Source organism: Gillisia limnaea DSM 15749 (assembly GCF_000243235.1).
Lineage (GTDB): Bacteria > Bacteroidota > Bacteroidia > Flavobacteriales > Flavobacteriaceae > Gillisia > Gillisia limnaea.
The window spans coordinates 1,540,093-1,559,205 of the sequence record NZ_JH594606.1; the positions used below are offsets into that span (position 1 = coordinate 1,540,093).

Annotated in this window: 22 protein-coding genes and 1 tRNA gene; 12 read left to right on the forward strand and 11 right to left on the reverse strand. The window is 38.2% G+C overall.

Annotated features, from left to right (window positions below):
• Positions 1 to 63: 63 nt before the first annotated feature.
• The 3 genes from GILLI_RS08655 (at position 64) to GILLI_RS08665 (ending at position 3,573) form a co-directional block, all read left to right on the forward strand.
• Entirely contained in the window at positions 64 to 1,065 is a 1,002-nt protein-coding gene (locus GILLI_RS08655) for a metal-dependent hydrolase (RefSeq protein ID WP_006988725.1), read from the forward strand.
• A gap of 99 nt (positions 1,066 to 1,164) precedes the next feature.
• On the forward strand, positions 1,165 to 2,880 hold the full coding sequence (locus tag GILLI_RS08660) for a DUF885 domain-containing protein (protein WP_006988726.1): 1,716 nt from the start codon (positions 1,165 to 1,167) through the stop codon (positions 2,878 to 2,880).
• Between the two features lie 138 nt (positions 2,881 to 3,018).
• Positions 3,019 to 3,573, forward strand: coding sequence for an REP-associated tyrosine transposase (locus GILLI_RS08665; RefSeq protein ID WP_006988727.1), 555 nt, complete (start codon positions 3,019 to 3,021; stop codon positions 3,571 to 3,573).
• A 217-nt stretch (positions 3,574 to 3,790) separates the two neighbouring features.
• Here GILLI_RS08665 and GILLI_RS08670 read toward each other — a convergent pair whose 3' ends face one another.
• Both GILLI_RS08670 and GILLI_RS08675 read right to left on the reverse strand, forming a co-directional pair.
• Complete coding sequence (locus GILLI_RS08670; protein ID WP_169312728.1) at positions 3,791 to 5,086, reverse strand: M56 family metallopeptidase; 1,296 nt, start codon at positions 5,084 to 5,086, stop codon at positions 3,791 to 3,793.
• Positions 5,087 to 5,466: 380 nt separating this feature from the next.
• Positions 5,467 to 5,832: a BlaI/MecI/CopY family transcriptional regulator gene (locus tag GILLI_RS08675; protein WP_040506934.1), complete on the reverse strand. Its 366-nt coding sequence runs from the start codon at positions 5,830 to 5,832 to the stop codon at positions 5,467 to 5,469.
• A 182-nt stretch (positions 5,833 to 6,014) separates the two neighbouring features.
• On the opposite strand from GILLI_RS08675, the gene GILLI_RS08680 reads away from it, so the two are divergent.
• Entirely contained in the window at positions 6,015 to 6,590 is a 576-nt protein-coding gene (locus GILLI_RS08680) for a PhnA domain-containing protein (protein WP_006988730.1), read from the forward strand.
• A 161-nt stretch (positions 6,591 to 6,751) separates the two neighbouring features.
• Here GILLI_RS08680 and GILLI_RS08685 read toward each other — a convergent pair whose 3' ends face one another.
• On the reverse strand, positions 6,752 to 8,146 hold the full coding sequence (locus tag GILLI_RS08685) for a dipeptidase (RefSeq protein ID WP_006988731.1): 1,395 nt from the start codon (positions 8,144 to 8,146) through the stop codon (positions 6,752 to 6,754).
• A gap of 299 nt (positions 8,147 to 8,445) precedes the next feature.
• Here GILLI_RS08685 and GILLI_RS08690 point away from each other — a divergent pair.
• From GILLI_RS08690 to GILLI_RS08700, 3 genes are all read left to right on the forward strand, one after another.
• Positions 8,446 to 8,527, forward strand: a tRNA-Leu gene (locus GILLI_RS08690).
• A 37-nt stretch (positions 8,528 to 8,564) separates the two neighbouring features.
• Positions 8,565 to 8,765, forward strand: coding sequence for a hypothetical protein (locus tag GILLI_RS18115; protein ID WP_084810949.1), 201 nt, complete (start codon positions 8,565 to 8,567; stop codon positions 8,763 to 8,765).
• Positions 8,766 to 8,906: 141 nt separating this feature from the next.
• The gene (locus GILLI_RS08700; RefSeq protein ID WP_006988732.1) at positions 8,907 to 9,254 is read left to right on the forward strand and encodes a hypothetical protein; all 348 of its coding nucleotides are present in this window, start codon (positions 8,907 to 8,909) and stop codon (positions 9,252 to 9,254) included.
• A gap of 121 nt (positions 9,255 to 9,375) precedes the next feature.
• On the opposite strand, the gene GILLI_RS08705 is transcribed toward GILLI_RS08700, so the two are convergent.
• Positions 9,376 to 10,110 (reverse strand): LVIVD repeat-containing protein, encoded by a 735-nt coding sequence (locus GILLI_RS08705; protein ID WP_006988733.1) that lies wholly within the window; start codon positions 10,108 to 10,110, stop codon positions 9,376 to 9,378.
• Between the two features lie 94 nt (positions 10,111 to 10,204).
• Positions 10,205 to 10,708, reverse strand: coding sequence for a hypothetical protein (locus GILLI_RS08710; RefSeq protein ID WP_006988734.1), 504 nt, complete (start codon positions 10,706 to 10,708; stop codon positions 10,205 to 10,207).
• Between the two features lie 275 nt (positions 10,709 to 10,983).
• Between GILLI_RS08710 and GILLI_RS08715 the strand changes: the two genes are divergently transcribed.
• From GILLI_RS08715 to GILLI_RS08725, 3 genes are all read left to right on the forward strand, one after another.
• Positions 10,984 to 11,778, forward strand: a complete 795-nt coding sequence (locus GILLI_RS08715; protein ID WP_006988735.1) for a HipA family kinase — start codon at positions 10,984 to 10,986, stop codon at positions 11,776 to 11,778.
• Positions 11,756 to 12,139: a DUF3037 domain-containing protein gene (locus tag GILLI_RS08720; RefSeq protein WP_006988736.1), complete on the forward strand. Its 384-nt coding sequence runs from the start codon at positions 11,756 to 11,758 to the stop codon at positions 12,137 to 12,139. Before GILLI_RS08715 ends, GILLI_RS08720 begins: the two co-directional genes overlap by 23 nt.
• Before the next feature lie 91 nt (positions 12,140 to 12,230).
• The gene (locus tag GILLI_RS08725; RefSeq protein ID WP_006988737.1) at positions 12,231 to 12,947 is read left to right on the forward strand and encodes a TerC family protein; all 717 of its coding nucleotides are present in this window, start codon (positions 12,231 to 12,233) and stop codon (positions 12,945 to 12,947) included.
• A 5-nt stretch (positions 12,948 to 12,952) separates the two neighbouring features.
• On the opposite strand, the gene GILLI_RS08730 is transcribed toward GILLI_RS08725, so the two are convergent.
• From GILLI_RS08730 to GILLI_RS08755, 5 genes are all read right to left on the reverse strand, one after another.
• Positions 12,953 to 13,531: a DUF1989 domain-containing protein gene (locus GILLI_RS08730; protein ID WP_006988738.1), complete on the reverse strand. Its 579-nt coding sequence runs from the start codon at positions 13,529 to 13,531 to the stop codon at positions 12,953 to 12,955.
• 84 nt (positions 13,532 to 13,615) lie between these two features.
• On the reverse strand, positions 13,616 to 14,326 hold the full coding sequence (gntA, locus tag GILLI_RS08735) for a guanitoxin biosynthesis heme-dependent pre-guanitoxin N-hydroxylase GntA (protein WP_006988739.1): 711 nt from the start codon (positions 14,324 to 14,326) through the stop codon (positions 13,616 to 13,618).
• 182 nt (positions 14,327 to 14,508) lie between these two features.
• On the reverse strand, positions 14,509 to 15,030 hold the full coding sequence (locus tag GILLI_RS08740) for a DUF421 domain-containing protein (protein WP_006988740.1): 522 nt from the start codon (positions 15,028 to 15,030) through the stop codon (positions 14,509 to 14,511).
• Positions 15,031 to 15,233: 203 nt separating this feature from the next.
• Positions 15,234 to 15,443 (reverse strand): DNA-formamidopyrimidine glycosylase family protein, encoded by a 210-nt coding sequence (locus GILLI_RS08750; protein ID WP_040506531.1) that lies wholly within the window; start codon positions 15,441 to 15,443, stop codon positions 15,234 to 15,236.
• Between the two features lie 134 nt (positions 15,444 to 15,577).
• Complete coding sequence (locus GILLI_RS08755) at positions 15,578 to 16,222, reverse strand: FMN-binding negative transcriptional regulator (RefSeq protein ID WP_006988741.1); 645 nt, start codon at positions 16,220 to 16,222, stop codon at positions 15,578 to 15,580.
• A gap of 262 nt (positions 16,223 to 16,484) precedes the next feature.
• On the opposite strand from GILLI_RS08755, the gene GILLI_RS08760 reads away from it, so the two are divergent.
• On the forward strand, positions 16,485 to 17,195 hold the full coding sequence (locus GILLI_RS08760; protein WP_006988742.1) for a glycerophosphodiester phosphodiesterase: 711 nt from the start codon (positions 16,485 to 16,487) through the stop codon (positions 17,193 to 17,195).
• A gap of 132 nt (positions 17,196 to 17,327) precedes the next feature.
• Positions 17,328 to 18,551, forward strand: coding sequence for a BaiN/RdsA family NAD(P)/FAD-dependent oxidoreductase (locus GILLI_RS08765; protein WP_006988743.1), 1,224 nt, complete (start codon positions 17,328 to 17,330; stop codon positions 18,549 to 18,551).
• Positions 18,552 to 18,585: 34 nt separating this feature from the next.
• On the opposite strand, the gene GILLI_RS08770 is transcribed toward GILLI_RS08765, so the two are convergent.
• Entirely contained in the window at positions 18,586 to 19,071 is a 486-nt protein-coding gene (locus GILLI_RS08770; RefSeq protein ID WP_006988744.1) for a TspO/MBR family protein, read from the reverse strand.
• Positions 19,072 to 19,113 lie beyond the last annotated feature (42 nt).

A 19,113-nucleotide genomic window follows, 5' to 3' on the forward strand; every position in this document is an offset into this window, starting at 1 on the left:
GTTTCATCTAGTAAAAAAGCAAGTGCTAAAAATTAATAAAATATGCGGCCTTAATAATATATTATGGATTCAATTACCCAAATAGTACTAGGAGCCGCTGTTGGCGAAGCCGTATTAGGGCGAAAAGTGGGAAATAAGGCCATGCTTTACGGAGCGATAGCCGGTACGATTCCCGATCTGGATACTTTTGCAACGCTTTTTACAGATACGGTTTCGGCCATAGAAATCCATCGCGGATTCACGCATTCCATCGTTTTTTCCATTCTTTTTGCGCCGTTGTTTGGCTGGCTAATTTCGAAACTTGAAAAAAGATCCGTTGCGGGGTGGAAAGACTGGTCATGGTTGATGTTTTGGGGATTTTTCACACATCCTATCCTCGATTCCTTTACCACCTGGGGTACCCAGCTTTTCTGGCCGTTTGATCTCCGAATAGCTTTTAAGAATATCTTTGTGATAGATCCTCTTTATACACTTCCTTTCCTCCTCTTTCTTATCCTGGCCATGCGTTCCAAAAGAGGCAGTAAAAGAAGAAGAAAATTCAACAATCTCGGACTTATAGTTAGCAGCTCATATCTTGTTATCACCCTTATTTTAAAGGGAGTTACCTATTTCCAATTCAAAAATGCATTGGAAGAACAAGGCTATGCATATAGTCAAATTGAAACCAAACCGGCTCCATTCAATTCCATTTTGTGGACCGCTAATGTAGAACTGAAAGATGCATATTTGATTGGGGATTATTCCTTATTCGACTCGAAACCCATTGTATTTAAAAGTTATTTCAAGAATCATGAATTGCTGGGCACCTTAAGAAATGAGGATAAAATAAACAGGCTGATCGATATTTCAAATGGTTGGTTTATCATTTCTGAAGAAAAAGGACTGTTATATTTTAATGATCTGCGGTTTGGGGTTCTGGACACCTCTACGGAAAAACCCAATTTTGTATTCAGCTATAGATTACTCCCAACAAAGGATGCGCTTAAAGTAGAAGAGGTAGAAAGAAACCCTGAAGAAGCTAAAAAACTAATGATGGGTTTAGGAAACAGAATCCTGGGAAATTGAGACTTAAGACGTAAAAACGAGCCCGAACTGCTTCAAAGCTCCTGAAATTGTTGTGTTTATTATTAATCTTATCTTTATAACTTAACAACAAACATTTATATGGATTTCAGCAAAACCCTCCTTCTGATATTGATAAGTCTTTCCTCGATCAACATCAGTTCAGCCCAGAACGAATCAGCAAAACTTCAGGAAGTAATCACACAGGTTCAGGATCATAAATCCTATGACAGGGAGAAATTTCCGCTTGGTTTATATACCGCAGAATTTTACCGGAGGGAAGCTTTTTTTGCAAAGGAAAAGTTGAAAGAACTTGAAGTTATCCAGAAAGACAGCTTAAACCCGTCGGAAAAGATCTCGGCAGAACTTTTAAAATTCAAATTAAAAGAGACCGTAGATTTTTATGAATATGATGCTTATTTGAATCCGCTGCTTTCCGATGCCGGCTTTCACGTAAGTCTACCTTATCATGTGCGCGATCTTGCAAATTACGATCAGGTAAAAACCTACCTCAATAAACTTAACGCGATCCCGGTCTATGTAGATCAGCATCTCGTGCTTTTAAGGGAAGGCATCCAAAAAGGAATTACACAGCCCCGGGTGATCTTTAAAGGTTATGACGTAACTTATAATGACCAAATTGTAAAAGATCCAAAAGAGAGTTATTACTATTCCCCTTTTAAAAATTTGCCTTCTTCGCTCTCTGCTCATCAAAAGGATTCTGTTTTAGCAGCTGCAGAACTTGCTGTAAAAGAAAAAGTTATTCCGCAGTTTAAGCGAATCAAGAAATTCTTTGATACCGAATATTTACCAAAAGCCAGGGAAAGTGTTGGTGTTTCTGAAATTCCAAACGGCAGGAATTATTACCAAAACCGACTGAATTATTACACCACCCTGGATCTTAGCGCAGAACAGGTTCATCAAATAGGATTGGATGAAGTAAGCCGAATCAATTCTGAAATGAAAAAGATTATTGCTGAAGTGAAATTTGAAGGCAGTTTTGAAGATTTTATTCAGTTCCTGCGAACAGATAAGCAGTTTTATGCCGCTACTGCAGAAGAATTGTTGAAGGAAGCCCGTAATATTTCCAAGAAAATAGATGCACAACTTCCCAGATATTTCAAGAAATTACCCAGAAAGCCTTACGGAGTTGCACCAGTTCCCGATGCCATCGCTCCCAAATACACCACGGGAAGATATATTTCTGCACAAAATGAAACCCAACCGGGTTATTACTGGGTTAATACCTACGATTTACCCAGCAGGCCTTTATATGTTTTACCATCCCTAACCGCCCATGAAGCAGTACCGGGACATCATTTACAAATCTCCCTCAACGGGGAGCTGGGAGACAGCATCCCTGCTTTTCGAAGGAACTTCTACCTGTCGGCATTTGGGGAGGGCTGGGGATTGTATTCAGAATTTTTAGCCGAAGAAATGGGAATTTATACCACTCCTTATGAAGTATTTGGAAAGCTCACCTATGAACAATGGCGGGCATGCAGATTGGTAGTAGACACCGGAATACACGCTTTGGGCTGGACCCGTGAGCGGGCAGTTGAATATTTGAGATCCAATACAGCGCTATCCTTGCATGAAATAAATACAGAAATTGACCGCTATATTTCCTGGCCGGGCCAGGCGGTTTCCTATAAGATCGGGGAGATCAAGATTCGGGAATTAAGGAAAAAAGCAGAAGAAGAAATGGGCGATAAATTTAATATTCGTGATTTTCACGAAGTCATCCTGGGACAGGGAACGGTTACTTTGGAGATTATGGAGGAGCTGGTGAATGAGTATATTAAAAATGAAAGCTAAGCACGGATCGCAGATCCGCGCTATCGTTGGGATCGCAGATCCGCGCTAACGGGGCACGGATCGCAGATCCGCGCTAACGGGCGGGGCTGGCGCGGATCTGCGATCCGTGCCTACGACAATCTTATTAAACTTATAAAAATGTCTACCAAATACAAAGCGACGGAGCCCGAAGGGGTATACTTTGTTACCATTACAGTGGTGGGGTGGATTGATGTTTTTACCCGGGAAAGTCAAAAAAAGGTACTGATTGAAAGTCTGAAATATTGCCAGAAAGAAAAAGGACTGGAGGTCTATGCGTATTGTATTATGACCAATCACATCCATATGATTTGTAAAGGGGCTGGAGAAATTGGCCTTGCGCAGATTATTCGTGACTTTAAAAAATTCACTTCCAAAAGGATCATAAACATCATCGAAGAGGAGCCGGAAAGTCGCAGAAAATGGATGCTTAATTACCTTGAAGACGTTTGCAAACACCTTAAAAGGGACCAGAAGTATAAAGTCTGGAAGGACGGGTACCACGCTGAAATTTTATATTCCCGAAAATTCCTTCTTCAAAAACTGCATTATATTCATAATAATCCGGTAAAAGCGAGAATTGTAGATAAGCCAGAACATTATCTTTTCAGTTCAGCCAGGAATTATGCAGGTTTGGATGAGGAGCTGGAAGTTGTTTTGATCGATCTTTTTTAAAATTGTATTAGCTCGGATTGCAAATCCGCACTAACAGAAAATCGGCACTAACGGATGGTGCGGATCTAAGATCCACGACAGTTTTCTGTCCTGCCAAACGATTGAATAGCGCGGATTGCAAATCCGCACTAACAGAATTACAAATCCGCACTAACAGAAAAAGCTTCTGAAGTAATAATCCGGAAGCTTTTTTTTGAAATTACACTGTCAATTTATGCTAACAACCGCCCAATATTACATCTGGGTATTTACTAACATCAATTGAAATTTCATTTGTGCTTTTTTTCACCATTTTTATAGCTTCTTCTGGGCTATATTTATGCGGTCCAATATAAAAATTTGCTCCTCGCTTTGCCAATTCCTTTATATATTCTAATGTGTTTGAATTTGGTGGTGGTGGAGACTGTGCCGCCGTATATAAATTTCCATTTTCCGCTGAAGGAGTTTTAGGAGGTGCCGGCGGTGGTGGGACAGCATCCTTAAATTCCAATGTTACAGTTGTTTTATTTTTCCCATTTTCTCTAATGGAGACAGTTAATTTCTTACCCATTGTAATAATTAGTTCAATGGCTTCTTCTGTTGAAATAATTTTTCCTTCGAGATAAATCTTTGAATTATCAGTAAGATAATCTTCCATTTTTGGTGATGCAGGAGGGGTATCTGGTATCATAGAGTTGAGCGACCCAGATCGGGGTATGTATGATGAATTGCTTACAGAAGCTTTTGCCATATTTGTTTTTCTAAATTCCGCATTTATTTTATCAATAAAAGAATTCTCAACACTCTCTCCTACTTTAATTTCCAACCCATAAAGATCAAAATCTTCCTTTTTCCAGTCTCTTGTAATTTCATTAATAGTTTTAGCAAAATCTTTTAAATTGGTAATCTTACCATTCACAATAATTATCTTTTCCTCAATGTGCAATGTGAGTTTCTTGTCTGGAACGGTATCCTGAAATGTATAAGGAGCAGCTACCGCATCCTTAACCACAACTGCCTTATCGCTGAATCCATAAAATAATAATGCCATTAATGGCAGTAATAATAAGCTCCTAACCCAAAATGATGTTCTTGATGTGTGTGTTTTCATAACTTTAAATCGTTTTTTGACCTGCCCGAATTTTCCAAAACTAAATGTCTTCCCAAATACGGTAAGGCGGGTGGATGAATAATTAAAGGCGTTAGCCAACTTGCTTGGTTGGGCATTGGATGAAAATGCCAACAAGGTCTTTTGATAATTTGATGCTCCCATACCATTCTTAATAACTGCCTGGTCTGCGAGAAATTCATGATTTAATTTTATCGCGTTCTTTCCCAAATAAATAAGTGGATTAAACCAGAATACAATTTGCAAGATTTCCATTAATAGGATATCCAAACTGTGAAGTTGTCTGGAGTGTGCTTCTTCATGCATTATGACTTCGGGAGGTATTTGTTTGTTAATGAACTCCTCTTTATTAAAGAACAAGTAATTAAAAAAAGTGTGTGGAGCTAGTTTATCTCTTAAAAGCACATTGATATAGTTCTTGTTTTTAAGCTTCGGATTCTGCCGGATTCTTATAATTAGCTTTATCAAATTTGCTGAAAATTTAATACTGAATATCAACACACCAATTCCATAGATTCCCCAAAGAATTAGACTCCAATTAAATGAGGAAGCAGTTTCTGTTTCAGAAATTAAAATTGAAGAGCCAGAGAATTGTTGAAGCGAATCTGGACTTACCTCGATATAGGTTTTAAAGGTGATAAAAGGAATTACAAAGGCTATAAAAACAGAACCTAATAAATAGAATCTTTTAAACTGATGAATGGTTTCATTTTCCAATAGCAATTTATAGAAAAACAACAATATGGCTAAGCAGGCTGCGGAATTCACTAAATACATATCCATAACTATTTTCTTTTGATTTCTTGATCTATAATTTTCTTAAGCTCCTCCAACTCTTTTTTACTTAAATTGGTTTCTTTGGTGAAAAAAGAGGCAAACTGAGAGGCCGAGTCATTAAAGAAATCCCTGATTAATCCGTTTACCTGCTTAGAAAAATAATCCTTCTTTTTTACTAAAGGGAAATATTCCCGGGATCTTCCTAACTGTATATAGTCTACAAATTTCTTATCCTGCATTCTTTTCAACAAAGTGGCCACGGTAGTGGTTGCCGGTCTAGGCAATGGATAAGCTTCAATAAGATCCTTCATTAAGCCTCTTTCCTGTTTCCATAGAATTTCCATCAATTGTTGTTCAGAATTAGATAACTGCATTTTATAGACATGTATTTGATCTTCTACAAATGTAGAATAATATTTTAATTCTACAAACATAGAGCAACTTTATTTTTAACAATCAAATTTTATGCATTTCCCTACACCAGTAGTTCTGTGCAGATTAAACTGGCTAAGTATTAAAAGGTTTCTTATACCTTTACCACATAAAATTATTTATAATGAGCCTGGAACAAGAATTATTTCAAAGAAGCAACTCCCAATGTGAACTATGCACCTCCAATGACGACCTTAACATATATGAAGTCCCCGATTCTCCCAAAGGGGCCCAAAAAAGCATCCTGATATGTGCGACCTGCAGGGAACAGATAGAAAATCCTGATAAAACTGACCCCAATCACTGGCGATGTCTAAACGATAGCATGTGGAGCCCTGTTCCTGGCGTACAGGTTGTGGCCTGGAGAATGCTTACGAGATTAAAAAGGGAAGGCTGGCCACAGGATTTACTCGATATGATGTACATGGAAGAGGATGTTAAAGAATGGGCCAAAGCCAATCAGGTTGCAGATCCTTCTGCAAAATCTATTGTGCACAGAGACAGCAATGGGGTTATTCTGGAAGCGGGTGACAATGTTGTTTTAATAAAAGACCTTAAAGTAAAGGGAAGTAGCATGGTTGCAAAACAAGGTACGGCCGTGAGACGTATTTCTCTTGATAATGAAAATGAAGAATATATAGAAGGAAAAGTGGACGGACAACAAATTGTGATCATCACAAAATATGTGAAGAAGATTTGATCTGGCACGGATCGCCCGGATCTGCGATCACGGATCGCCCGGATCTGCGATCCGTGCACGGATTTCAAATTTTGAGAAACAGTAGCGCGGATTGCAAATCCGCGCTAACTAGGGATAGCAAATCCGCGCAAACTAGTTGCGAATCCTCGCTAACTACAGTTTTATTCCTGTTGTTTTAATTTAGTGAAGTGTTTGTAGAAAAGTGGAATGGTTTCAATTCCTTTGAGATAATTCCAGATCCCGAAATGCTCGTTAGGGGAATGGATCGCATCGCTGTCCAGACCAAATCCCATTAAAATGGTTTTGCTATTTAGTTCCTTTTCAAAAAGGGAAACAATTGGGATACTTCCCCCGCTTCTTTGTGGGATTGGGGCTTTGCCAAAAGATTCTACATAAGCATCATTTGCAGCCTGGTATTCCAAAGTGTCAATTGGCGTAACATATGCTTGTCCGCCGTGATGAGGTTTCACCTTCACTTTTACGCCCTTTGGTGCCAGATTCTCGAAATGTTTCTTAAAAAGTGCTGTAATCTCCTCCCAGTCCTGATCCGGAACCAGACGCATGGAGATCTTTGCATAGGCTTTACTGGCGATTACCGTTTTTGCTCCTTCCCCGGTATATCCACCCCAAATTCCGTTGACATCCAAAGTTGGACGAATGGAATTCCTTTCATTAGTAGAATAGCCCTTTTCACCATAAACGTCTTCAATATCCAATGCTTCCTTATATTTTTCCAGGGAGAATGGAGCTTCGGCCATCTTAGACCGTTCGATATCACTTGCTTCTACTACCTTATCATAAAATCCGGGAATGGTGATATGATTATTCTCATCGTGCAAAGCAGCGATCATTTTTGCCAGCACATTGATAGGATTTGCAACCGCGCCTCCATACAATCCACTGTGCAAATCACGATTTGCCCCTGTTACTTCCACTTCCACATAGCTAAGTCCGCGCAATCCGGTGGTGATAGAAGGAACATCTTTTGCGATCATTCCGGTATCGGATATCAGGATTACATCATTGGAAAGTTTTTCCCTGTTCCTTTCAATAAACCAGCCCAGGCTACCACTTCCAATCTCTTCCTCCCCTTCGATCATGAATTTTACATTGCAGGGTAGCGCATCATTTTTGATCATATACTCCAAAGCCTTCACATGCATATACATCTGCCCTTTATCATCACAGGCGCCACGGGCAAAAATAGCGCCCTCGGGATGTATCTTTGTCTCTTTGATCACCGGTTCAAAGGGTGGACTGGTCCATAGATCCAGCGGATCTGGTGGTTGGACATCATAATGGCCATATACCAAAACCGTAGGAAGGCTTTTATCGATTATCTTTTCACCAAAAACGATTGGGTTTCCTGGGGTTTCGCAAATTTCTACCGTGTCGCAGCCTGCCTCCTGAAGTCGTTTCATAACCGCATCGGCGGTTTTTAAAACATCGTTTTTATAGGCCGGATCTGCACTTATTGAAGGAATTTTAAGCAATTCAACAAGTTCATTGATGAATCTTTCGCGGTTTTCCACCACATATTTTTTTATATCACTCATTCTGTTTGATTTGAAAAATTACGTAAAGGTAAGAAAATCAAGTGGTGTGGTGAAGAGGAGGCAAAAATTCTAAAACATCAAGGCGCCTTAGATTCAGGTATAAGAAAAAGGATATCAACAAGACGGATTCAAATAAATAGCAGAAAGAATTAATTAATAATTTTTTCCAGAGTCATTTGAAAATTGAAACATTTATGTATATTTGCAGCCGCTTACCAAGGTAAGTAGTTTTACAATGTCCTAAGAGTTGTAAAATTTAAAAACAGCCTGCCATTCGAAAAGCAGGTTAAATAATAGAAGCGGGCGTGGTGGAATTGGTAGACACGCTAGACTTAGGATCTAGTGCCGCAAGGTGTGGAGGTTCGAGTCCTCTCGCCCGCACAAAGAAAAAGCTTCAGAGAAATCTGAGGCTTTTTTTATGGATAGAATTTTATTGAGATACATAAGGCGAGAGGATGAGAAGTTTATCCTGAGCGACAGTCGAAGGAAGTCCTATCGCCCGCACTTCGGCAAGCTCAGTGCAGGCCAAAAAGGAAAAGCTTCAGAGAAATCTGAGGCTTTTTTCATTCCATATTTTTTTGAAAGTAAAAGAGAAGAACAAGAAGTTTATCCAGAGTGAAGCCATTCCGGAAGTCCTGCCGTCCGCATTAAACGAAAAATTCTTCGTGAATAAAGCGAATTTTTAGTATTATAAATTTTCCTTAAGGCTTGATTCAACTATACATTATTAAGCTAAATTTGTTTTTCGATATAGAAAAAAATGGAAGAAGAAAAAAAACATATCTACCAAACCGCCGATGTGATCTTACTTATCATGAAATATGAAGGCGAGATTGAAGATATCATTGAATATCCTATGGAATTTGAGCCCGCTTATAAGGAATTGCTTGATTACAGGATCATCAAAAAAGGGGAGGAAAAATATCTGCCTGATATAAATTTCAATAAAGCCTGTGAACTTGGTTTCAGCAAATATGTAGAAAAAATCCAGAAACCCTCAAAGTTCAAACAATACATTACCAGTAAACCTGCATTGGGCGTTATGGTGGGAGCTGTTTTACTTACTGCAGGGTATTTGATGAAAACTGAAAAAAAGTTCAATCACTAAATTTGCTCATTTCTCCCGCTTTTAACAAGCCACACTAATCTTTAATACCCTTATTTTTAAACAATCAATTACCACGAAGCAGTTCACGAACTACATAAAATGAAGAGATTTTCAAAATCTCCTAAAATTCAATCCTGCTTCTAAAAACATATTCTTCCATAGCTACCGGGTTTAATTCATATTGGGTAAGTCCGCTTTTACCTATAAGGAACAAATCATTATTCCTAATTATCAGGTCAAAAGCATCTTCCTCTATTCCTCCTACCAAATCTGGCTGAGACGGGTCGGTTACATCAAAGATTCGCACTACATTCTTATCGGTTACCAGTAAATAATTCCCATAAAGACCCAATCCAATTGGGCGATCTAAGCTAAGGGTTACCAATAGTTCCGGCCTTAAAAGGTCTTTGGTGTTATAAATTTCCAGCTGGTTCACATTTCCCATACAACTCGCATCTGTATGCAGGGTTACATAAGTAAAATCCCCCGAAGAAACAACAGGGTCACAGCTTCGCACGTGTTCTACTTTTGAAAGTTGAAGCGGAAATTTGGGATCGGATATGTCAAAAATATACATCCCAAGCTCGCTTCCCACAAATAAATATTCATCTAAGGAATACAAGGTTTCGATATCAAAGCCAATAAATTTTTCTCCTGAAAAAGTTGGCACCGCAGGATTAGAAACATCAAAAATGCGAAGGGATTGATCGTCTACAGTATATAAATATTCTCCTACTAGGGAGAAACGTGCAAGAGAACCTCCTATCCCGTCTCCGGAATTAACGCTTGCAGAATCGCTCTCGGCATTACAACCAGCAAGAGCAACTATTATGAACATTGCGATTATTTTTTTCATGTGTAGAAAGTTATTGTTCTTTTATTGGGCATATGTTATTCGCATAGCTTCATAGGTGTTTGAATCGTATCTCCGTTATGTTAGTTTCACCGGTTTAATTTTCCAATTGATAACCCAAAACGATATTTCCTTCGGCAACGCCATAATGTTCAGGACCCAAACCATCCGGAGATTGCAGTTCCGGGAAAACATTTCTTTCCCTATGCAAAATAACCAGGCGATTATTAGATACAGAATAAGAAAAAGAGACCAGGTCTACTGCATGATGCACATACAGTATATCATTGCGAATAGCGAGATCTGTTGCAAGAGGAATTTCCAAAAAAGCGAGGGGTTGAGGATTCTCAGGATCTGAATTATCTAAAATATGAAAGCCCTTTCCCAACTCATTGAGATAAATTAGATCATCCTTCACGTAAATTTTTCCTGAAGTCATTATTTGTTGGGCTTCCTTTAAAACAATGGTTTTCTCAAAATCTGCTCTGCTTTGAGTAATAGGTTTATACATACTTCTGTAAGGCTCATCATCATCTACCCCCGTGTACCAACAGGACTGAAATAGAAAAATCAGGATTAAATAAAAGGCAGCATTCTTCATTTAAACATTTTATTAGAGAACAAGATTGAACATATCGGGAAAAGTTACGAATTTTCTTGTTAATTGCTCTATTACTAATCAATCATGAAATTTACCCCGAAAATATAAAAGAAAGCGGATTTTCAAAAGATGAATTACACGAACCCGATTTTAATGAAATTTTCAAAGAATTATAAATCTAAAAAACTTCGTCATTGCGCCTTATCGGGTTTTTACAGTAAGCTTCATCCCCTATTAAATATTCGCTTAAATTTGTTTTTCGATATAGCATACCTATGGAAGAAAAATATGAGTTACGACGCGTAACGGTTACCAGGTACATCACGCCTCTGCGGGAAGGAGGTTCCCTTCCAGCGCTGGCTGAAGCCGATGATGATTTTAAATACGTGCTCAAATTTAAAGGTGCCGGTCATGGGGTAAAAGCCTTAACCGCAGAATTGATAGGCTCTGAGATCGCCCGGGCACTGGGGATGAAGGTTCCGGAGCTTGTATTTGCAGAATTGGACGAGGCCTTTGGAAGAACCGAAGCCGATGAGGAAATTCAGGATTTGCTTAAGACAAGTCAGGGATTGAACCTGGCATTGCATTTTTTATCGGGAGCAATTAATTTTGACCCGGTTGTGACCCAGGTAGAGCCAATGCTTGCTTCCAAAATTGTTTGGCTGGATTCCTATATCACCAATGTGGACAGGACCTTCAGAAACACCAATATGTTGATTTGGCATAAGGAATTATGGCTTATTGACCACGGAGCTTCCTTTTATTTCCACCATTCCTGGACCAATATGGAAAAACAAGCCAAAACCACTTTCAGTCTTATTAAAGATCACGTTTTATTACCGGTGGCATCCCAAATTGAAGAAGCCAATGCGATTTGTAAAAGGCTTCTTACTGAAGAAAAAATACGTGAAATCGTTGCTCTAATTCCTGACGAATGGCTTGACTGGGAAGGAAATGATCAAAGTTTTGAGGAATTAAGAGAAACCTATGTTCAGTTTTTATTGGTAAGGCTGGCCAATTCAGAAATATTTATAAAAGAAGCACAAAATGCACGACAGACATTTATATGAATATGCAGTAATCCGGGTTTTACCAAGGGTAGAACGGGAAGAATTCCTAAATGTAGGCATTATCCTGTTTTGTAAAAAAGAGAAATTCCTTAAGGTACTGTATCAACTCGATGAGCAACGTTTAAAATGTCTTGCTGAAGATTTTGACCTTGGGCAAATCCGGAAAAATCTGGAATCTTTCGAAAAAATTTGCCTTGGTGAAAAAAATGGCGGTCCAATAGCACAGCTCGATGTGCCTTCCAGATTTCGTTGGCTTACCGCGGTGCGAAGCTCGGTGATCCAGACTTCCCGACCTCATCCAGGATTGTGTTCTAATCTTGATGAAACATTGAAAAGATTATTCAAGGAACTGGTACTTTGATAAAAATGTGTGTAAAATTTAAGACCCCGAAATTTTTCATACTTTTAAAGGCATCTTCAACGAAACTTTAACTAGAAAAAATAACTTTAAATTGGAAATATTTCTTCATTTCGACACCTGGATAGCTCTGCTCACTTTAACCTTCATGGAGATCGTCCTGGGGATAGACAACATAATATTTATTTCTATAGTAGCCGGAAAACTTCCGGAAAATCAGCAAAAAAAGGCCAGAATTACCGGATTGTCCCTTGCCTTAATCATGCGAATTTTACTGTTGCTTAGTATTACCTGGATCATTGGATTAACGGCACCTGTTTTAACTATCTCCGATTTTGAACTTAGCTGGAGGGATATAATTCTGGCAGCTGGAGGTGGATTTTTACTGGTGAAATCCATTTTAGAAATCCATCATAAAGTTGAAGGAGATGAACAGGAAATGGTGGCTAAAAATGTACGTACTTTTGGGTATGCAATAATGCAGATTGTGCTTTTGGACATTATCTTTTCTTTTGACTCCATTCTTACTGCGATAGGTCTTACAAACGAACTTATATTAATGATAATAGCTGTTATTGTTTCTATTATAATAATGATGATTTTTGCAAGGGCCGTGAGCGATTTTGTAAATAAATATCCAACAGTTCAAATCCTGGCATTATCCTTTTTAATCCTTATTGGGTTTATGCTTATTATTGAAGGGTTTCATTATCATGTGCCTAAGGGATACATCTATTTCGCAGTATTCTTTTCCCTGATAATTGAAATGCTCAATATTAGGTATCGAAGCAAACGAACAAAAACAACTTAAGATACCTACAGGATCTCGTAATGTATAGGTTTAAAGCTACCGTTGTTACTATCCTCGGCAGAGCAGGCGGTTAATGCAACTATGAGATCCATTTTTGCTTGAAAAAGCACAAAATCACCCGGCTTGCTGGTTGGAGGGTCTACGCTCAGTTTTCCATTTGGCTGAAATTGAACGTTCATGAAGATATTGAAGGCGGTGGGAACATCATCCGGTTCAATCCTGTAAGGTGCCAGGTTTGTGTAAAGATTCTCAAAGCAACTGGGATGATATTTGGGATTTTTATACATTATCTGAAAAGTTTCGGGACTACAGGGAGCAAGTAAAAAATCGTTTCTTCCATTTGTATCCTCCAGGATTTCTATCATTTTTCTGCTCCGGTTACTCCACAAAAAATTTCCCTTTGTAATAAGCAGGTTTTCTTCAAAATCCAGTGTTTTTCCCGAAGAGATCTTCTCCCTAACATCGTTTGCATTAAATAAAACCATATCGCTTACCTGCTCTCCTTGTGGATCAATCACCTTTAAATTTTGTCCTTTTTTTAAGATAAATGCAACCCCTGTTTGCTTTTCAATTTTACAAACCATGTTTTTTCAATTTTTTCACTGTATAATAACAAAGTTGCTGATAATTTGAGGATTTTTAAATACTCCAAAATATGATAAGGATCTTTATTCCTGCTTTTTGTCTGAAAGAAATGGACATTTCCACTCTTCTCCAACATTTCTACCACTATACTGCCTGGCTTCACTGGTTTCTCCAAAATCTTCCAGCATTGGGTTATTGCTTCCCTGTAATTCAAGATCCCTTTCCCTAATTTTCTCCCTTACATTAGCATAAGCCCCCATTTGCCGCAATTTCTCAAACTGCCAATGAAGGTTAAAAGCGATGGTTGGTAAAGGACTTTGCCGGGCTTTTCTGGAACTGTTAGGATGTAAACCTACCATATAAAAAGCTTTCCCTCCTATACTAAAACTAAAATTTGGATTTGCCGGATCACTGCTTACCGTGGGATCCCATGGTTGATCATCTACTTCGTGTAAAAACTGTAATTGCTTCCATAATAAAGCTTCAAACTGATCTTCTGTAAAATCCTTTCTACCCTCAAAAGCGGCTATAAAAGTGAAGAAATCGGGTGAATCAAAATCGTATTTAGCGATGTAAGATTTGAGATCCCTTAACAATGCGACTGCAGTTTGTTTCGAACCAAAATTTTCATAGACCCGAAAGTCTACCTTATCCATACTAAAAACAGTTTGTGCCATTACACAAGGGTGATCTTCCTCAAGTATGAAATCGGTAAATCTTTCTTTTATCTTCTCTTCTTCAATCTGGATTTCCGACTGGTGTTTAATCGAATTTATTTCAAGTTCAGGAATCATTTTCTGGTAATTTCTATAAAAGTAGACAGGTCATAATTCAACCAAAAGAGATTTAAGACCATCTTCTGAATAAATTAAAACACTTTAACATCCTAATTTGAAATGGGTTAATTTTTAGAAGTAATACCGTTAATAGGGGAAATAAAAAATCGTAATTAACCAATTGATAAGTACGAAAAGTTTTATCTCATAACTCCCTCTATCAACCAGTCTTCTAATTCTACGTTTACATCTTTAGAATGTAAAACAGAAATATCGCCAGTAGCTTCAAACACCACCGCCCTAATTTGGGAGAGTTCTAATACGTTAGCTTCTCTTAATTTCGATTTTAAATCTGCTTCTGTAACTCTTGCACTTTTGAGGTTTTCGTACAATATTTTGGTTCCATCCATCAACATCAACGGTGTGTTATCAACAAGTTTTTCTACATTTGAAGATCGCCTTAAAGTAGCCACAGAGAGTTGAAGTATATAAACCATTGCAAGTCCAACTACACCATCTGTAAGACTTACAGATTTTGAAAGAATTGTAGTCGCAATAATAGAACCTATTGCTACAGTCATTGCAAAATCAAAACTAGACATTTTAGAAAAACTACGTTTCCCTGCCAATCTTGTAAAGATTATTACTGCCAGATAAATTCCAATTGTCGTGATACAGATTGCTATAACAGATGTCCAGGATGATTCAAACCACTTCTCCATAATTTATAAATTTTAATATTCTAAGTTAATTTCCTTCTCAAAGACACTTTTTAATTCCTTTTCTGAAAGTTCACCGACTTTGGTAAATGGATAAAATTTTGAATGATAGAGGATCTCGTCTGAATACCCATTTCCAATTCCGGCCAGTATTTTTTGATTCCGATTTTTATAATAATTCAAACTCCCGGTCTTTCCAAAGTGCATCATAAGGGTTTCTTCCCTGTCCAACTGAATGAACCAATACTTCCCATGGTTGCCTGAAACGTCCCGCCTTTCATCCGCATTTGAAAAGAACACGAACTCATATTTACAAGGATTTCTTCATCAAGCACATCTACCTCTGCCACCTTTTTATTTAATGCAGTCGCATTGAAATATTGTTTAAAAACCTCAACATCCGGCAATTCAGGCATAAAAATCCAATTGAATTAAAGCAGTAAAATTTACCGCTTCAATTTATATTTTATTTATCTTCAAATCAAAACCTTATCGTTTTTTTAACCCTGCTAGAAAGTTGATCTCAGCATAATTACAGATTAAGAGAGGATTATTCTTCTGAAGAAATCAAAGGCACGTATGAAGTTTCATTTTCCCTTTTTATGTCTTTACTCAATGATGAAGCCATGGGACACTGTTGATCTTCCAGATGTCTTACAACTTCTGAAACATCTTCCTTTCCATATCCCTGATGCAACTTTGCCACCGCCTCAGTTTTAAAAGGCTTACACCAAAATCCGGTGATAAGAGGCAGGTGATCCTCCAGCATTTTTTGGGGAATATCTTTATAATACAATGGCTGCTGTTGATTTTTTTCGAATTTTTCAACCAGGTTTTCAAGAGAGGTTTCCAGTTCCTTTCCGGACTGAATTTTCAGTTTTACATTTATATGCACCGCAGAATAATCCCAGGTGCTGATGTCCTTTTCCTTATACCACGAGGAAGAAACATATCCGTGAGCTCCCTGGAAGATAAGCAAAGCTTCTGCTCCATCTTTTAAATAGGACAACTGTTCATTGTGATTGGCAATGTGGGAATACAAAATGAATTCGCTCGCATTTCCCTCAATAAGCACAGGAATATGAGTTGCCAGAATCCTGCTTCCATTTAAAATGAAGGTTGCGAAAGGATGCGCTTTTATAAAATCATAAATGTACTGAGGGTCTTTCTTTTTATATTTCTTAGGCTGATACATGAGTCAGAATTTCTCCGAAAGAAACGGACATTTCAATTCTCTTCCAACTTTTCTTAAGTTAGATTGACAGTTTACCTGTGTTTTAAAGGGATCTAATGGTTTAGATTTAACTTCTTAAAGCGCTCTTAATAATTAATACGAATTAGTTCTAAGGCTATTTCAATATATTTACAAAATGAAACATCCATTAGAAAAATTTTCTTTCACAGGGGAATAATTATATGGTTGTTACATATATCCGCTAAAAGAATATAAAAAACATATGACACAGCCACAGAAGATTGGTCATCGGGGCGCCAAAGGCCATTTGGCTGAAAACACTTTAGAAAGTATAACTCTGGCTTTGGAATTTGGGGTCGATGCAATTGAAATAGATGTTCATAAATGCAAGTCCGGGGAGCTGGTGGTGATTCATGATTTTACCCTGGACAGAACTACCGATGGCCAGGGTGAGGTTGCGTCAAAGTCTTGGGAAGAGCTGAAAATGCTGAAAGTAAACAAAAAATTCAAAATTCCTTTACTTACCGAGGTTCTGGATCTAATTCAGGGAAAATGTTGGATCAATATAGAATTGAAAGGATTGAATACCGCTGCTGAAACCTGCAGGATCATTCAGCATTATATCAAAAAGCTTAACTGGAATCAGGAAGATTTTATAGTGTCCAGTTTTCAAAAAAACGAGTTATTTGAGGTTTATAAAACAGATCCCGATATACGAATAGGTGTTTTAAGCAAAGCCAGCGTAAAAGAAGCGCTGCAACTGGGAAAAATGCTAAACGCAAAAGCCATTCATCCCTCTTTGGGAATTATAACCCGTGAAAATGTAAAACAAGCCAAAACGGCCGGATTCAAAGTCAATGTATGGACAGTTAATGAGCGGGAAGACATTTTGAGAATGAAGGATTTTGGGGTAGATGGTGTCATTTCAGATTTCCCGGATCTGCTTAATATAGATTTGAGACAAGAAAAATAACGTAGCGTGGAGAATTTCAAGTAAAAAAGAAAAACATTCGTGTATTCGAGGCGAGAAACAAACAATAAAAAAGGCAAATAAAAGAGTGAACGAGTCCCGATTTAACGAATTAACGAATACTGAATTAACGATTTGAGCAAATACGATATCATAATAATAGGAGGAGGCGCGGCAGGATTTTTTGCAGCGATCAATGCTGCAGAAATGGAAAGAGAAGCTAAGATTCTTATCCTGGAACGTGGGAAGGAAGTTCTTACAAAAGTACGTATTTCGGGTGGTGGGCGTTGCAATGTTACCCATGCCGAGTTTATTCCTAATTATCTTACCAAAAATTACCCGCGCGGAGAAAAAGAACTGCGTGGGCCATTTCATACTTTTATGACGGGAGATACCATTGCCTGGTTTGAAAAGCGTGGTATCGAATTGAAAATTGAAGCAGATGGCCGGATGTTCCCGGTTTCAGATTCTTCAGAAACCATCATAGATTGTTTTCTTGAGGAATCACAACGATTGGGGATTGAATTATTAAAAAATCATTCAGTTCAAAATATTGAAAAGCTTGCAGATTCCTGGAAGATTTTTACCAATCACGGGGATTTTTCAGCAAAAAAGATCCTGATTGCAACGGGTAGTAATCCAAAGATCTGGAATTTGATGGAAAAATTGGGCCACAGTATCGAACCTGCTGTTCCGTCGCTTTTTACATTCAACATCAAAGATGACCGAATAAAAGACCTGCCGGGGCTGGCAACAAATGCTGTAGTAAAAATAACTTTAAAAAATACCGCCAAATTAATAAGTGAAGGCCCGTTGTTAGTCACCCATTGGGGATTAAGCGGTCCCGCGATCCTAAAACTTTCAGCCTGGGGCGCCCGTCAATTAAACGATGTGGATTATAAATTCCAAATCCAGGTAAATTGGGTGCCCAATTTTACTTCTGAAGAAATTCTGGAAAAACTTACCGCCTTAAAATTTGATCACGCAAAACAACAAACCTCAAAATATGCCCAGTTTGAACTTCCCAAACGGTTATGGCAAAGTTTGGTGAATGCATCCGGAATTGAAGAATCTGCAATTTGGGCCGACCTGAATAAGTATCAGCTCCTGGATCTAAGGGAACAGTTGGTAAACAGTACGTTTAGCGTGGACGGGAAAAGCACCTTTAAAGAAGAATTTGTCACGGCAGGTGGCGTTCATTTAAAGGAAGTGAATTTTAAGACTTTTGAAAGCAAAATTGCTGAAAATCTCTTTTTTGCAGGCGAAGTTTTAAATATAGATGCCATTACCGGAGGTTTTAATTTTCAGAATGCGTGGACCGGCGGTTATATTTCGGCAAAAGCTATGACTTCTAAGTGATGTTGACTTCCAACTATGGCACGCTGAAATCAAATTAATTTAAATAATTAAGACGCCAAATCTCGAAATTAAGCGCTGCCGCATAAAGCACACATATTGCATAAGGGATGAGCAGGTAAGCAGCTGTATTGCTTATAATTTTAAACCATTTGATGGTTAAAAGTATCACTATAAATAAGGAAATAATATTGAGAAGCGCCCAAAAAGGTTCTTTCAGTCCAAAAAATAACAGCGACCAAAACCCGTTGAGCAATAGCTGGAAACCAAAATGATAAAGCGCGGTTTGCACCCATACATGGTAAAAACCTTTGCTCCAAACTATTCCCGCCGAAATGCCCATTAAAATGTATAAAACAATCCAAACAGGGCCAAAAAGCCAGTTGGGAGGCGTAAAAAAAGGCTTTTCAAGAGCAGGATACCAGTCATCAATCCCGGCCTGGGTAGCAACACCGCCCAAAAAACCAAAAAAAAGACAAATAACAATGGCTATGGAACTGCGAAAAAGGAGTTTCTTGCTCATTTTTTTATTGATTGAACTACTAAAATAGTCAATCGAAAACCT